The sequence below is a fragment of the Geodermatophilus sp. SYSU D00965 genome, assembly GCF_054050075.1.
The window spans coordinates 1-14,187 of sequence record NZ_JBJGYQ010000014.1; the positions used below are offsets into that span (position 1 = coordinate 1).

Sequence of the window (14,187 nt, forward strand, 5' to 3'; positions counted from 1 at the left end):
CACGCGGGCATCGTTGTTTCGACCCGCCGGGGCCCCGCACCCCGCGGGAGGGCGGGGCCCCACCCCCCCCCCCCCCCCCCCCCTCGGGGGGGGGCGCGCTGCTGCGTTCTCAGGCGGTGGGGCTCTCCTGCGTCCGCTCGATGGTGAACTTCTCGACGCTGACCTGGGTGCCGTCCTCCTCGAAGGAGACGGTCGTCAGCTGCAGCTTGATCCGGTCCCGCAGGCCCGGCGGCGGGGTGTCGCCGCCGCAGCGGCGGCGGACCAGCGCCTTGAACTCCTGCTCGATGCCGAACTGCCGCAGGCACGGCGAGCAGTCCTCGAGGTGCTCGGCGATGACGTCCCGCCGGGCCTCGTCGGTCTCGTGGTCCAGGAACTCGAAGACGTGCGACAGGACGTCGTCACACGAGTTGATCTCGATGGGCTCGCCGGCCCCGCGACCGTCGTCGCTCACGAGTGGCTCGCCTCCTCCCCGGCCCCGGCGCGGACGAAGCCGCGCTCGCGTGCGTAGTCGGCCAGCAGCTTCTGCAGCCCGCGCCGGCCGCGGTGCAGGCGGGACATCACCGTGCCGATGGGCGTGCCCATGATCTCGGCGATCTCCTTGTAGGCGAACCCCTCGACGTCGGCGAGGTAGACCGCCAGGCGGAAGTCCTCGGGCAGCTGCTGCAGGGCCTCCTTGATGTCGGAGTCCGGCAGGTGGTCCAGCGCCTCGATCTCCGCCGACCGCAGGCCGCTGGAGCTGTGCTCCTCGGCGGCGTAGAGCTGCCAGTCCTGCACCTGGTCGGTGGGGTACTGCTGCGGCTGGCGCTGCTTCTTGCGGTAGCTGTTGATGTAGGTGTTGGTCAGGATCCGGTACAGCCAGGCCTTGAGGTTGGTGCCCTCGGCGAACTGGTGGAACGCCGAGTAGGCCTTGACGAAGGTCTCCTGGACGAGGTCCTCGGCGTCGGCCGGGTTGCGGGTCATCCGCAGGGCCGCCGGGTAGAGCTGGTCGAGGTAGGGCAGCGCGTCCCGCTCGAACCGGGCGTCGCGCTCGGCACGGGTCTCGGCCACCTCGGTCCGGCTGCCGCCCTCGCGCGCCTCGGGTACCTCCACGGGGGTGGCGGCGGCCTGCTCGGCCGACTCCACCTGGGGCGTCTGGTCCGCGGACTCCTCGGGCACCGACCGTCCTCTCTGCGGGCCCCGGACGCGGGACACCGCCTCGGCCGATCCTAGCCGCGCCGCATCGGGGCGGCCCGGGGGACGCCGGTTCCCGGCCCGCTGCCGGGTGCTGCTGGAGAGGGTGCTGCTCACGGCCTGTCCAACCGCACCGGAGCCGGGCTCCATTCCCTGCGCGGCGGGGATCACCGCAACCCTGGCTAGGCTGCGGCGCCGTGGCGGCGACCCCGGCGGTGCGGGCTCTGGAGAAGGCCCGCGTGGCCCACACCCTGCACCCCTACGACCCCGAGCACCCGTCCGACCAGGGCCACGGCGAGGCGGCGGTGGCCGCGCTCGGCGCCGACGCGCGCCAGGTGTTCAAGACCCTGGTGGCCCGGGTGGACGGCGTCCTCACGGTGGCAGTCGTCCCCGTCAGCGGCACCCTGGACCTCAAGGCCCTGGCCGCCGCCGCGGGTGGCCGAAAGGCGGCCATGGCCGACCCGGCCGACGCCGAGCGGACGACGGGCTACGTGCTGGGCGGGATCAGCCCGCTGGGGCAGAAGAAGGCGCTGCCGACCGTGGTGGACGAGTCGGCGCTGGCCTTCGAGACGGTCATGGTCAGCGCCGGGAAGCGCGGGCTGCAGGTGGAGCTGGCCCCGGGCGACCTGGTCCGCCTCACGCGGGCGCGCACCGCCCCGATCGGCCGCTGAGGAAGGACCCGTGCCGGCGATCATGGCGCCGTGACCACTCGGGCACCCTGATCCGTGGTCACCGCGCCATGATCGCGGCGGGAGCTCAGGCCGCCGGGCGGTCGTAGGTGGTGAGCAGCTGGTCGACCGGCGCGTGGTCGTCGGTGAGCACCTCGGCGTCCCCGGTGAAGCGGACCAGCTCCTCGCCCTGGGCCACCTGCCAGGCGAGGTCGTGCCGGCGCATCGCGCTCTCGATGGCGTCGGCCGGCAGCGGCCGCTGCGAGGCCACCGCGACGACGTTGCCGCCGTCCTCCCCGGCCAGCACCGGCGCGCGGGCCAGCAGCAGCACGTGCGGGAAGACCTCCCGCAGCGTGGCCAGCTCGGCCTTGATGAAGCCCAGCGGTGGGCGGTCGATGAGGTTGGCGACGTACACGCCGTCGTCGGTCAGGGCGTCGTCGACCAGGCGCAGGGCCTCGACGGTGGTCAGCTGCCAGGGCACCGACAGCCCGCCGAACGCGTCCCCGACGACGACGTCGCGCTGACCCGGCGCCTCGTCGGCCAGCCCGACGCGGGCGTCGGCGACGCGCACCCGCAGCCGGTCGGACTCGGCCAGCCCGAGCTGCTCGCGGTCCATGGCGACCACGCCCGGGTCCACCTCCAGCACCAGGCTCTCGGTGCCCGGCCGGGTCGCTTCCAGGTACCGCGGCAGGGTCAGCCCGCCGCCGCCGAGGTGCAGCGCGGACAGCGGCTCCCCCTCCGGCTGCGTTCCCTCGACCACCGCGGCGATCGCCCGGACGTACTCGAACTGCAGGTACGTGGGGTCGGCGAGGTCGACGTAGGAGTGCCGCAACGTGTCCAGCACCAGCACGCGGCCGGTGTCCCGCTCCGGGTCGGCCACGACGCGCGCGCAGTGGTAGGCGGTCTCGGACTGGCACGGGGTGGGCGCGACCGCGGCCAGCAGCGTCCCGATGACCGCGAGCAGCAGCAGCGCGACCGGCACCCGGCCGGTCCCGCCGGAGGACCGCCGGCGCAGCAGGACGCCGACGGCCACCCCGACCGCCGCGGTCACGACGCCGGTGCCGACGAGGATGCCGCTGGTCGGGAAGACGGCGATGAGCAGGAAGCCGGTGACGAACGTGGCCGCGATGCCGCCGAGGGTGCCGATGCCCGACAGCCGGCCGACCACCGAGCCGGTCTCCTCCAGGCTGGCCAGCTGCAGCTTGACCACCATGGGCGGCACCGCCGACAGCAGCGCCGCGGGGACGACGACGGCCACCGCGGCCAGCAGCAGCACGCTGCCGGCCTCCGGCCCGGTCAGCCACGACCCGGCGAAGCGCACCAGCGGGAGGACGGCGACGACCAGCGCTCCCCCGGCGACCATGAGCGGCGCGATCATCCGCCGCGGGTCGGCGCGGTCGGCCGCCGCTCCCCCGGACCACGCGCCGACGGCGATCGCGGCCAGCGCGAAGCCGATGACCGCGGTGTTGGTCTGCAGGGTGATCCCGACGTAGGGAGCGATCAGCCGCAGCCCCGCGATCTCCAGCACCAGCACCGCGCCGGAGGACAGGAACGTGACGACGGCGGCCACCCACCCGGGCAGCGCGCCCGGCCGGCTGCCCTGCGCGACCGGCGGCAGCGCCTCCTCGACACCGGCCACGTCAGAAGAGGGCGGGCTGGTCGGCCGGCGGGCTGACCGTGTCGACGCGGGCCTCGAGCTCCGGGCCGTTGTTGTGCACGTTGTTCACGGCGGTGCCCACCGGCCGCAGCTCCAGCCCCTCGACGACCTGGGGCGGGGTCGGGGCGGTCAGCGCGTCGACGTCGTCGCGGGCGGGGTCGAGCCAGTCCGCCCAGCGGTCCCGGGGCAGCACCAGGGGCATCCGCTCGTGGATCTCCGTGAGCGCCCCGACGGCCGGCTCGGTGATGATCGTGCAGGTGTAGAGGCGGTCGTCGCCCTTCCCCCACACCTCCCACAGCCCGGCGAAGGCGAGCACCGAGCCGTCCTGCGGGGTGATGTAGTACGGCTGCTTGCCCGGCTTGTCCAGCCGCTTGGCCCACTCGTACCAGCCGTCGGCGGGCACCAGGCAGCGACGGGAGCGGGCCGCCGAACGGAACGCCGGCTTCTCGGTCAGCGACTCCACCCGCGCGTTGAGCATCCGGTTGCCGACCGAGGGGTCCTTCGCCCAGGAGGGCACCAGCCCCCAGCGGACGGTGCGCAGCTCGCGGTGCCCTCCGCCGGTGGGGCTGCCCCCGGCGTCGCGCTCCTTCTTGTGCCGCACGACGTAGACGTCCTTGGTCGGGGCGACGTTGTAGTCGGCCGGCAGCGCGGACTGCCCCTCGGCGCGGACCGCCTCGAACTCGAGGACGAGGTCCTCGGGACGGCGACTGGCGGCGTAGCGGCCACACACGGCGGCACTCCTCCCTGCGGGCGGACGGCGAGCGGACTGCTGGCGGCGGCCCGGCGGACCGTGCTCGCGAGCCTAGATCGCCCTTCCGACATCCGGCGTCCCCGGCGCGTGCTGCCAGGGGCGAGGGGTAGGACGGGACCGGACACACCCGAGCACCGCGACGGAGGCACAGAGCAGTGACCACCACCGAGACCACGCCGGCCGGCAAGACCGCCAGCACCACCGGCGACCGGCCGTACGCGACCGTCAACCCGGCCACCGGGCAGACCGAGAAGGAGTTCCCCTTCCTCGACAGCAGCGAGGTGCCCGGCGTCGTCGAGAAGGCGCACGCGGCCTTCCAGCAGTGGCGTCGCCGGCCGGTCGAGGAGCGCGCGTCGATCGTGGGCCGGATCGGCGAGCTGATGACCGAGCGCCGCGACGAGCTGGCCGCGCTCATCACCCGCGAGATGGGCAAGCCGGTCCGCGAGGCCACCGGCGAGACCATGCTGGTCGCCGGCATCTTCGACTACTACGCGAAGAACGGCCCGCGCTTCCTGGAGCCCCGGCCGATCGACGTCATGGACGGCGAGGCCGTCGTCGTCAACGAGCCGACCGGCGTCCTCCTCGCCATCGAGCCGTGGAACTTCCCGCTGTACCAGGTGGCCCGCGTCGCGGCGCCCAACCTGGTGCTGGGCAACGCGATCCTGCTCAAGCACGCGGAGAACAACCCGCAGACCGCGCTCGCCCTCGAGCAGCTGTTCTCCGACGCCGGCGTCCCCGAGGGCGTCTACACCAACCTGTTCCTGCGCATCTCCGACGTCGAGCAGGTCATCGCCCACCCGCACGTGGCCGGCGTGACGCTGACCGGCAGCGACCGGGCGGGCAGCGCCGTGGCCTCCCTGGCCGGCAAGTACCTCAAGAAGTCGGTGCTCGAGCTCGGCGGCAGCGACCCGTTCATCGTGCTGGACGCCCCCGAGGTGCAGCAGACGGTGAAGGCCGCCGCGATGTCGCGGACCATGAACGCCGGCCAGGCGTGCATCGCCGCCAAGCGGTTCATCGTCATGGACGACGTCTACGACGAGTTCGTGGGCGGCCTCGCCGAGGTCTTCTCGGACCTGCAGCCGGGCGACCCCAGCGACCCGTCGACCCGGCTGGGCCCGCTGTCCTCCGAGCGCGCGGCGGCCGACCTCACCGCCCAGGTGCAGGACGCGATCGACAAGGGCGCGACGGTGCTCGCCGGCGGCGGCCGCCCCGACCGCGAGGGCGCCTACGTGCACGCCACCCTGCTGGCCGACGTCACCCCGGAGATGCGGGCCTACCGCGAGGAGCTGTTCGGCCCGGTCGGCGTCGTCTACCGCGTCAGCAGCGAGGACGAGGCGGTACGGCTGGCCAACGACACCCCGTACGGGCTGTCGGCCACGGTGTTCAGCAGCGACGTCGAGCGCGCGCGGAAGGTCGCCGACCAGGTCGACTCCGGCATGGTCTGGATCAACTCGCCGTCCGGGACGTCGCCGGAGCTGCCGTTCGGCGGCGTGAAGAACTCCGGGTACGGCCGCGAGCTCTCCGAGCTGGGCATGTTCGAGTTCGCCAACCGGCGTCTCGTGCGCGTCGCGGGGGCCAAGAAGGCCAAGCCGGCCGACGCCGCGGCCGCGGGCTGAGCCCTCCCCTGCCCTGTCGCGCCGGCCGGCCCGTCGGCGCGACAGGGCAGGATGACCCCCATGCACGAGGTCTGGACGACGCCGTACCGGAGCACGCCGGTGGACGCCGTCGTGGCCCTGCCCGGCTCCAAGTCGCTGACCGCCCGCGCGCTCGTGCTCGCGGCGCTGGCCGACGGCCCCAGCCGGCTGGTGCGCCCGCTGCGGGCGCGCGACACCGAGCTCATGGCCGCGGGGCTGCGGGCGCTGGGCGTCGCGGTCGTCGACGACGGCGAGGACTGGCTGGTCACGCCCGGAGAGCTGCGTGGCCCGGCCGAGGTGGACGCCGGGCTGGCCGGGACGGTGCTGCGGTTCCTGCCGCCGGTCGCCGCGCTGGCCGCCGGGCCGGTGCGGCTGGACGGCGACCCGCGGCTGCGCGAGCGCCCCAACGCCGGGCTGCTCGCGGCGCTGCGCGACCTGGGCGTCGAGGTCGACGACGGCGGCCGCGGCCGGGCGCCGTTCACCGTGCACGGCACCGGCCGGGTGCGCGGCGGCGCGGTGACCGTGGACGCCGGCGAGTCCTCGCAGATCGTCTCCGGTCTGCTGCTGGCCGCCGCCCGCTTCGACGAGGGCGTCGACCTGGCGCTGGCCGGCGGGCTGCCCTCGATGCCGCACGTGGAGATGACCGTCGAGTCGCTGCGGGAGCACGGCGTCTCGGTGGCCGCCACCGACCGCGGCTGGCGGGTGGCCCCCGGCCCGATCGCCGCCCGCGACGAGGTGCTCGAGCCCGACCTGTCCAACGCCGCCCCCTTCCTCGCGGCGGCACTGGTCACCGGCGGCCGGGTCACCGTGCGTGACTGGCCGGCGCGGACCACCCAGCCCGGCGGGCAGCTGGACGACCTGCTGGGCCGCATGGGCGCGTCGGTGGCCCGGGTGGACGACGGCCTGCAGGTCACCGGCGCCGGCGGCGTCCGGCCGCTGGTCACCGACCTGGGCGAGGTCGGCGAGCTGACCCCCGTGCTGGCCGCGCTGTGCGCGCTGGCCGACGGGCCCTCCCGGCTGACCGGCATCGGCCACCTGCGCGGCCACGAGACCGACCGGCTGCAGGCCCTCGACGAGGTGCTCACCGCGGTCGGCGCGGCCGTGGAGCAGCTGCCCGACGGGCTGGTGATCACCCCCGGCCCGCGCCGTCCGGCCCGCCTGGACTCCTACGCCGACCACCGCATGGTCCACGCCGCCGCCGTCCTCGGGCTGGCGATCGACGGCGTGGAGGTGGCCGACCCGGGCGCGGTGAGCAAGACGCTGCCCGACTTCGTCGAGCGGTGGAACGCGATGCTGGGAGTCGAGCGCTGAGCCCCGCGAAGACGACGCGCTCGCGAGCACCGCAGGGAGGTGCCCGCCGCCGACGGGGAGTGGGCATCGCAGCGCGCGCCGGCGAGCGAGGAGCGGAGCGACCGCGGAGGCGGTTGACGGCGTCGACCGAGGAGCGGGACGAGCGCGGAGTCGAGCCGTGAGTCCGCGCAGGAACGACCGCCGGATGGACGAGGACGACGTCCGGGTCCGGCCCAACCCCCGGGGGTCGCGGCCGCGCACGCGCACCCGGCCGGCGCACGGCGACGCCGTCCCGGGGCTGGTCGTCGCCGTCGACCGGGGCCGGATGACGGTGCGGGTCGAGGGGCCAGACGGCGCGCCGGTCGACGTCACCGCGATGCGCGCCCGCGAGCTGGGCCGGCACGGGGTGGTCGTGGGCGACCGGGTCCGGATCGTCGGCGACACCAGCGGTCGGCCGGACACGCTCGCCCGCATCGTGGTCATCGAGGAGCGGACGACGTCGCTGCGGCGCACCGCCGACGACACCGACCCCACCGAGCGGGTGGTGGTGGCCAACGCCGACCTGCTGGTGGTCGTCACCTCGGTGACCGACCCGGACCCGGCCCTGGGCTTCCTCGACCGCTGCCTGGTCGCCGCCTACGCCGGCGGCCTGGAGCCGCTGCTCTGCCTGACCAAGACCGACCTGGCCAGCCCCCGGGAGCTGCTGGACCGCTACGCCGGGCTCGAGGTGGACGCCGTCCCGATGTCGCGGGAGACGCCGCTGGACGAGCTGCTCGCCCGCCTGGAGGGGCGGATGAGCGTGCTGGTGGGCCAGTCCGGGGTCGGCAAGTCGACCCTGGTGAACCGCCTCGTCCCGGACGCCGACCGGGCCACCGGTGAGGTGACCAAGGTGGGCAAGGGCCGGCACACCTCGTCGTCGGCGGTGCTGCTGGACCTGCCCGGTGGCGGCACCGTGATCGACACCCCGGGCATCCGCTCGTTCGGCCTGGCGCACGTCACCGCCGAGGACGTGGTCGCCGCGTTCGACGACGTCGCCGAGGCCGCCGTCGACTGCCCGCCCGGGTGCGGGCACACCGCCGACGACCCCGACTGCGTGCTGGACGCCTGGGCCGACGCCGGCCCGCCGGCCCGCCGGGAGCGGCTGGCGAGCCTGCGCCGGCTGCTGGACGCCGTCGGCCAGCTCGGCCCCGGCTACTAGGAGGACCCCGTCCTCCTCACCGCTCGCAGGCTCGCGGCGAGCCTCTGGACGGGGCCGGGGCCGGGCTACTGACGGCCCGGCTGCCATCCCCGGCGGCGGAACAGCCCGCGGCGCGGTTCGGTGAACAGCGCGTCGTCCATCGGCTCGTCGACGGCCTCGATCCGCAGGTCGAGGCCCGGCGTCAGGCTCTCCGGGTCGTCGATCCACACGCAGACGCCGGTGCCGACGTCGAGCCGCACGCGGTACCGCTCGGGGTAGTCGGCCAGCACCGCGTCGACCACACCGGCGGCGGCCTGCGCCTCGTCGACGTGCCGCGAGCGGAGCAGGGTGCAGCAGGTGCAGCGCGGGTCGTAGGCCCGCGTCGTCCGGACCAGTGCCTCCCACGCCGGCCGGCCCCCGTGCTCGACCTCGACCACCGCGTCGACCTCGGTGCCGGGGAGGTCCGGCGCCCCGGTGTCGGGGTCGCGGCCGTCGGCGAGCTCGACCGGGTCGAGCATCGCCACCCAGTCGTAGCTCTGGTACATCGGCGCGTCGAAGGAGACGTCGTCGGGGCGGCGCGCGACCAGCCCGTCGGACCGGTACGCCGCCGCGGGCCCCTCGGTCGCCCACGGCAGCGTCACGGTGCGGCCCCCGTCGGCGGTGAGCACGCCGACCTGCTGCCGCTGCTCCCGGACCACCTGCAGGAGCCGCCCGTCGAGGGTCTCCACCCGGAGGAGGTCGGGGCGGCGCAGCCAGGCCCGCAGGGTGTCCGGCCGCCAGGGGTTGCCCGGCCAGCGCACGGTGAAGCGCAGCGTCGACCAGCGCCACGGCGAGGACCGGGCGAGGGCGCGGAAGGCGTCGGCGTCGGGCACGCCGGCCAGTCTGCTGCCCGTGATCATGGCGCCGCGACCAGGTTTCGGGCGGTTTCCGTGGTCCCGGCGCCATGATCACGGCGGACGGTGGGGGCTCCTACACGTCGACCCAGCCGCCGGTGCGCCAGTACAGCCCCGCCTCGCGGGAGAGCAGCCCCTCGTCGACCAGGTAGCGGCGCAGCGCGGCGGTGTCGGGGTGCCACACGGCCAGCAGCGCGTTCACCTCCCGCTCGGGGTAGCGGACGCCGACGTCGAACACCCGCACCAGGTGCTCCAGGACCAGCCGCCGCTTGCTCTGCTGGGCCGGGATGGAGACCAGCCGGCCGTCACGGACGAACGCGGACAGGACGGCGTCCTCGGCGGGGTCGTCGGAGAGCGGCGTGGGCGGCGGCGCGGCCTCCGCGGCGGCACGGGCCGCGGCGCCGAACCGGTCGGTGAGCAGCGCGAGGTCGTGCCGGTCGCGGCGCACCAGGCCGGCGCGGGCCAGCCGGCGGGCGGCGAGGGCGACGTCCTTGAGCGGCAGCCCGGATGCCTCCGCGACCTCCTCGATCGTGCCGGCGCCGAGGGCCAGCGCGGCGACCACCTTCAGGCGGGCCGGGTCGGCCAGCAGCCCGGCGATCGTCGCGGCGTCCACACCGCGACGGTATGCCGCGGCCCGACCGGGGGTAGGCCCGGGACATGGTGAGCCCCATCGACATCCAGAAGGCCCTCAAGGGCATGGACTACCCGGCGACCAAGGACCAGATCCTCGAGCACGCCAAGGGCAGCGACAAGGACGTGCTGGACGCGCTGCAGAAGATCGAGGACCGCGAGTACGAGGGGCCCAGCGGGGTCAGCTCCGCGGTGTTCGACTGAGCGCCCGCTAGGTTCGGTGCCCATGACACCGGGCCGGGACTACACGGGGGACATGCACCTGGCGCACGTGCTCGCCGACCAGGCGGACGCGATCAGCATGGACCGCTTCCGCGCGCTCGACCTCCAGGTCGACACCAAGCCCGACCTCACGCCGGTCACCGACGCCGACCGGGCGGTCGAGGAGCAGTTGCGCATCACGCTGGCCCGGGCGCGCACCCGCGACGCGGTGCTCGGCGAGGAGATGGGCGTGACCGGCCACGGGCCGCGGCGGTGGGTGCTCGACCCGATCGACGGGACGAAGAACTTCGTCCGCGGCGTGCCGGTGTGGGCGACGCTGATCGCCCTGTTCGACGGCGACGAGCCGGTGGTGGGACTGGTCTCCGCCCCGGCGCTCAACCGCCGGTGGTGGGCGGCCAAGGGCGTGGGCGCCTGGACCGGCCGGCGGCTGGAGTCGGCCACCCGCTGCACCGTGTCGAAGGTCGGTGCACTCGGTGACGCGAGCCTGAGCTACTCGAGCCTGTCGGGCTGGGAGGAGCGCGGCCTGCTCGGCGGTTTCCTCGACCTGACCCGATCTGTGTGGCGGACCCGCGCCTACGGCGACTTCTGGAGCTACGTGCTGCTGGCGGAGGGGGCGGTCGACGTCGCCTGCGAGCCGGAGGTCTCGCTGTGGGACCTCGCCGCGCTCGACGTCATCGTGCGGGAGGCCGGCGGCCGGTTCACCGACCTCTCCGGCGTCCCGGGCCCGGCGGGCGGCAGCGCCCTGGCGACCAACGGTGCGCTGCACGACGCGGCGCTGGAACTGCTCCGCCCGCGCGGCTGAACGGCCTCGGCCGGGCCCGCACGGGCCCGGCCGAGGACGGCCCCCTGCAGGGCCCCGCCGCGAGCTTGCGAGCGGTGGGGGGCAGGGGGTCCTTTCTCAGTGGCCGGTGCCCCACCCGCGGTCGGTGGTGCCCGACCCGCGGCCGCCCTGGAACCGCCGGCGGGCCTCGTCGATCTTCGCCCGGGTCTTCGGGTCCTTGGCGAACTGCTGGGCCTTCTCCGTGAACTGCGCGATCGTCCGCTTGCCCTGCGGGGTGTTGGCGTACTGGGTGAGCTTGCTGAACAACGACGCCATGCCGCTATCGCCTCCTCGGCCTCCGATGTGGACTCGTCCGGTCAACGGTGCCCGCGATCGCGCGGTTCCACACCGCTCACGCCCCGCGCCAGCGGTCGCGGGCCACGCGCAGCTCCGGCGAGGGGCGCGGCTCGACGGCCGACCCCGTCTCCGGGCGGGCGAGCACCTCGGTGCCGGTCCCCCGGCCGGCGAGCAGCGCGGCGCCCACCGCTGACGCGCTGCGGAGCGCGACGGTGCGCACCGGCTCCCCGAGGACGTCGGCGAGCAGCTGCGCGACGACCGGCGCACGCCCCCCGCCCCCGGTGAGGACCACCGGACCGCGGCCTCCGAGCAGGTCGGCCGCCGCCCCCACCGCGAACACGACGCCCTCCACGGCGGCGCGGGCGAGGTCCGCGCGGGTCGTGCCCGCGGACAGGCCGGTCCAGCTGCCCCGGTCGGCCGGGCCGGCCACGCCGCCGCGCTCGCCGGTGAGGAACGGCCGGAAGACCACTCCCCCGGCGCCCACCGGCGCACCCGCCGCCGCCTCGAACAGCTCGGCGCTGCTCAACCCGAGGACGCCGCACACCCACGACCAGGCCAGCCCGCCGTTCTGCAGCGCGGCCATGGCGTACCAGCCGCCCTCGACGTCGGCGTAGCAGTGCACCGGCGGGTCGTCGGCCGGCGCCGGCACCGCAGCCGGCCGCAGCACCTGCGCGCCGGTGCCCAGGTTGACCTGCCGGGCGCTCCCCGTCCCGGCCGCGAGCAGGGCCAGCGGCGTGTCCGCGCCGCCCACGACCACCGGCACCTCCCCGACCGGCAGGCGGGCCTCCCCCACCACCTCCGCCGACGGGCGCACGGCGGGCAGCAGCGCCGGGTCGATGCCGGCGGCCCGCGCGGCCGGCGTCGACCAGGTGTCGGCGACGACGTCCCACAGCAGGGTCCCGGAGGCGTCGCTGCGGTCGGTGACCCGCGGGTCGGCGTCAGGCACCAGGCTGCTGCGCAGCGCGTCCTTGGGCAGCAGCACCGCGGCCGCCCGCCGCACCAGGCCGGGGTCGTGCGCGGCCAGCCAGGCCAGCACCGGCCCGGTCATGCCGGGCACCAGCGGGTTGGCCAGCGCTGCCCGGTCGTCGTCCGGCAGCGCGCGCCAGCGAGCCACCTCGTCGGTGGCGCGGGCGTCCGGCCAGAGCACCGCCGCAGCCAGGGGCCGCCCGGCGGCGTCGGCCAGGACGGTGCCGTGCATCTGCCCGGACAGGCCCAGGCCGCCGATCCGGCGGCCGGCCAGCGCCGGGGTCACCTGGGCCAGGGCGTCGTCGAAGGCGCGGCGCCAGGCGGCCGGGTCGGTCTCGGCCCACCCGGGCCGGGGCCGGTCCAGCGGGTAGCCGGCCTCGCCCTCGGCGAGCACGGTGCCGTCGGGGTCGAGGACGACGAGCTTGAGCCCGCTCGTGCCGAGGTCGGCGCCGAGCAGGACGCCGGTCACCGGGGTGCGTGCGCGAACCCGCCGGTGCGGCCGTTGCGGTCGGCCAGCAGCCCCGCCAGCGTGCTCACCGCGATCTCCGCGGGGGTCCGCGAGCCGATGTCCAGGCCGATCGGCCGGTGCACCCGCGCGACCTCCTCCGGTGGCACCCCGAGGGCGGCCAGCGCCGCGACGTGCGGCCCCTCGTGCCGCGGGTTGCCCATCACCCCCACCCAGCGGACCGGCCGGGCCAGCGCGTCGCGCAGTACCTCCCCCAGCTCGGGGCGGTGGTGGTCGGTGACGACGACGTCGGCGTCGGCCAGGTCGCCGTCCAGCTCGGCGAAGGCGGTCACGTCGGCCCCGCGCGCGGGGTCGGGGTCGAGCAGGACGACGCGGAAGCCCAGGTCGGGAGCCCACCGGCCGAGCACCTCGGCGACCGGCGAGGCGAAGACGGCGACGAGGGTCCGGCCGGTGACCTCGGGGGACGGCGCGCCGTGGGCCACCCCGCAGTTCGGGTCGGCGCTCATGCCGCGCCCCGCTCCGGGCTGTCGCCGTAGGCGTAGGAGGCGTCGGCGTACCGGCTGCCCTCGGCCACCCCCGGCGGGGCGATCGCCGACAGCCGGGCCAGCTCGTCGTCCGACAGCTCGACGGCGGCCGCGCCGGCGTTCTCCTCCAGGTAGGCCCGCCGCTTCGTGCCGGGGATCGGGACGACGTCCTCGCCCTGCGCCAGCACCCACGCCAGCGCCAGCTGACCGGCCGTGCAGCCCTTGGCCTCCGCGAGCGCCCGGACGGCGTCGACCAGCCGCAGGTTCGCGGCGAAGGCGTCCCCGGTGAAGCGCGGGTGGCCGCGCCGGAAGTCGTCGGCGGCGAAGTCCTCGGGGCTCTTGATCGCCCCGGTGAGGAAGCCGCGGCCCAGCGGGCTGAACGGCACGATGCCGATCCCGTGCTCGCGGGCGACGCCCAGGACCTCCCCCTCGAGGTCGCGCGTCCACAGCGACCACTCGCTCTGCAGCGCGGCGATCGGGTGGACGGCCACGGCGCGGCGGATGGAGGCGGCCGACGCCTCCGACAGCCCGAGGTGCCGGACCTTGCCCTGCTGCACCAGCTCGGCCATCGCCCCGACGGTGTCCTCGATCGGCACCCGCGGGTCGACCCGGTGCTGGTAGTAGAGGTCGATCACGTCGACGCGCAGCCGGCGCAGGCTGGCCTCGGCGCAGGCCCGCACGTTCTCCGGGCGGCCGTCGATCGCCATGCCGCCGTCCCGGCGGGACAGCGAGAACTTGGTGGCCAGCTGGACCTCGTCGCGCCGCCCGGCGATCGCCTCGCCGACCAGCTCCTCGTTGTGCCCGTCGCCGTAGACGTCGGAGGTGTCGAGGAAGGTGACGCCGAGGTCCAGCGCCCGGTGGACGGTGGCGATCGACTCGTCGCGGTCGGCGGCGCCGTAGCTCTGGCTCATCCCCATGCAGCCGAGGCCGAGGGAGGAGACGACCAGGCCGTCGCGGCCGAGCGTGCGGGTACCGACAGGTGGGTGCGAGGTCACCCCCGCATCCTCGCGCCGCGGGTTCGA

The 14,187-nt window shown here is 75.8% G+C and carries 16 protein-coding genes; 6 read left to right on the forward strand and 10 right to left on the reverse strand.

Translation table 11 applies throughout. The features are described 5' to 3' along the window. Window positions 1–109: 109 nt before the first annotated feature. Both rsrA and ACI789_RS14405 read right to left on the reverse strand, forming a co-directional pair. Window positions 110–451, reverse strand: a complete 342-nt coding sequence (rsrA, locus tag ACI789_RS14400; RefSeq protein WP_457010080.1) for a mycothiol system anti-sigma-R factor — start codon at window positions 449–451, stop codon at window positions 110–112. Beyond that, window positions 448–1,155: a sigma-70 family RNA polymerase sigma factor gene (locus ACI789_RS14405; RefSeq protein ID WP_457010081.1), complete on the reverse strand. Its 708-nt coding sequence runs from the start codon at window positions 1,153–1,155 to the stop codon at window positions 448–450. Before ACI789_RS14405 ends, rsrA begins: the two co-directional genes overlap by 4 nt. A gap of 212 nt (window positions 1,156–1,367) precedes the next feature. Here ACI789_RS14405 and ybaK point away from each other — a divergent pair, with 212 nt between their 5' ends. Continuing rightward, window positions 1,368–1,841: a Cys-tRNA(Pro) deacylase gene (gene ybaK / locus ACI789_RS14410; protein ID WP_457010082.1), complete on the forward strand. Its 474-nt coding sequence runs from the start codon at window positions 1,368–1,370 to the stop codon at window positions 1,839–1,841. A gap of 85 nt (window positions 1,842–1,926) precedes the next feature. On the opposite strand, the gene ACI789_RS14415 is transcribed toward ybaK, so the two are convergent. Together ACI789_RS14415 and ACI789_RS14420 are read right to left on the reverse strand one after the other, a co-directional pair. Beyond that, window positions 1,927–3,477 (reverse strand): fused MFS/spermidine synthase, encoded by a 1,551-nt coding sequence (locus ACI789_RS14415; RefSeq protein ID WP_457010083.1) that lies wholly within the window; start codon window positions 3,475–3,477, stop codon window positions 1,927–1,929. A 1-nt stretch (window position 3,478) separates the two neighbouring features. Next, window positions 3,479–4,225 (reverse strand): SOS response-associated peptidase, encoded by a 747-nt coding sequence (locus tag ACI789_RS14420; RefSeq protein WP_457010084.1) that lies wholly within the window; start codon window positions 4,223–4,225, stop codon window positions 3,479–3,481. Between the two features lie 176 nt (window positions 4,226–4,401). On the opposite strand from ACI789_RS14420, the gene ACI789_RS14425 reads away from it, so the two are divergent. The 3 genes from ACI789_RS14425 (at window position 4,402) to rsgA (ending at window position 8,368) form a co-directional block, all read left to right on the forward strand. After that, on the forward strand, window positions 4,402–5,862 hold the full coding sequence (locus ACI789_RS14425; protein WP_457010085.1) for an NAD-dependent succinate-semialdehyde dehydrogenase: 1,461 nt from the start codon (window positions 4,402–4,404) through the stop codon (window positions 5,860–5,862). A gap of 60 nt (window positions 5,863–5,922) precedes the next feature. Then, a complete protein-coding gene (aroA, locus tag ACI789_RS14430; RefSeq protein ID WP_457010086.1) occupies window positions 5,923–7,191 on the forward strand; it encodes a 3-phosphoshikimate 1-carboxyvinyltransferase in 1,269 nt (422 codons plus the stop codon). Between the two features lie 157 nt (window positions 7,192–7,348). Continuing rightward, on the forward strand, window positions 7,349–8,368 hold the full coding sequence (rsgA, locus tag ACI789_RS14435) for a ribosome small subunit-dependent GTPase A (RefSeq protein WP_456918705.1): 1,020 nt from the start codon (window positions 7,349–7,351) through the stop codon (window positions 8,366–8,368). Between the two features lie 65 nt (window positions 8,369–8,433). Here the strand turns inward: rsgA and ACI789_RS14440 are convergent, their stop codons facing one another. Both ACI789_RS14440 and ACI789_RS14445 read right to left on the reverse strand, forming a co-directional pair. Beyond that, a complete protein-coding gene (locus ACI789_RS14440) occupies window positions 8,434–9,219 on the reverse strand; it encodes a hypothetical protein (protein WP_457010087.1) in 786 nt (261 codons plus the stop codon). Window positions 9,220–9,316: 97 nt separating this feature from the next. Beyond that, window positions 9,317–9,853, reverse strand: a complete 537-nt coding sequence (locus ACI789_RS14445; RefSeq protein WP_456918703.1) for a DUF2087 domain-containing protein — start codon at window positions 9,851–9,853, stop codon at window positions 9,317–9,319. 44 nt (window positions 9,854–9,897) lie between these two features. Between ACI789_RS14445 and ACI789_RS14450 the strand changes: the two genes are divergently transcribed. Both ACI789_RS14450 and hisN read left to right on the forward strand, forming a co-directional pair. Continuing rightward, on the forward strand, window positions 9,898–10,074 hold the full coding sequence (locus tag ACI789_RS14450) for a DUF2795 domain-containing protein (protein ID WP_457010088.1): 177 nt from the start codon (window positions 9,898–9,900) through the stop codon (window positions 10,072–10,074). A gap of 22 nt (window positions 10,075–10,096) precedes the next feature. Next, complete coding sequence (hisN, locus tag ACI789_RS14455; RefSeq protein WP_457010089.1) at window positions 10,097–10,894, forward strand: histidinol-phosphatase; 798 nt, start codon at window positions 10,097–10,099, stop codon at window positions 10,892–10,894. Between the two features lie 96 nt (window positions 10,895–10,990). Here the strand turns inward: hisN and ACI789_RS14460 are convergent, their stop codons facing one another. The 4 genes from ACI789_RS14460 to ACI789_RS14475 form a co-directional block, all read right to left on the reverse strand. Next, complete coding sequence (locus ACI789_RS14460; RefSeq protein WP_457010090.1) at window positions 10,991–11,188, reverse strand: hypothetical protein; 198 nt, start codon at window positions 11,186–11,188, stop codon at window positions 10,991–10,993. Between the two features lie 76 nt (window positions 11,189–11,264). Further along, window positions 11,265–12,644, reverse strand: a complete 1,380-nt coding sequence (locus ACI789_RS14465; RefSeq protein WP_457010091.1) for an FGGY family carbohydrate kinase — start codon at window positions 12,642–12,644, stop codon at window positions 11,265–11,267. After that, entirely contained in the window at window positions 12,641–13,147 is a 507-nt protein-coding gene (locus ACI789_RS14470) for an XdhC family protein (protein ID WP_457010092.1), read from the reverse strand. The genes ACI789_RS14465 and ACI789_RS14470 overlap by 4 nt, the downstream gene beginning before the upstream one ends. Beyond that, the gene (locus ACI789_RS14475; RefSeq protein WP_457010093.1) at window positions 13,144–14,160 is read right to left on the reverse strand and encodes an aldo/keto reductase; all 1,017 of its coding nucleotides are present in this window, start codon (window positions 14,158–14,160) and stop codon (window positions 13,144–13,146) included. The genes ACI789_RS14470 and ACI789_RS14475 overlap by 4 nt, the downstream gene beginning before the upstream one ends. Window positions 14,161–14,187 lie beyond the last annotated feature (27 nt).

What these genes read in the sequence shown, in the direction of transcription:
- aroA (WP_457010086.1), top strand. Translation starts at nt 5,923, where the DNA reads ATGCACGAGGTCTGGACGACGCCGTACCGGAGCACGCCGGTGGACGCC.
- ACI789_RS14450 (WP_457010088.1), top strand. Translation starts at nt 9,898, where the DNA reads ATGGTGAGCCCCATCGACATCCAGAAGGCCCTCAAGGGCATGGACTAC.
- hisN (WP_457010089.1), top strand. Translation starts at nt 10,097, where the DNA reads ATGACACCGGGCCGGGACTACACGGGGGACATGCACCTGGCGCACGTG.
- ACI789_RS14460 (WP_457010090.1), bottom strand. Translation starts at nt 11,188, where the DNA reads ATGGCGTCGTTGTTCAGCAAGCTCACCCAGTACGCCAACACCCCGCAG.
- ACI789_RS14470 (WP_457010092.1), bottom strand. Translation starts at nt 13,147, where the DNA reads ATGAGCGCCGACCCGAACTGCGGGGTGGCCCACGGCGCGCCGTCCCCC.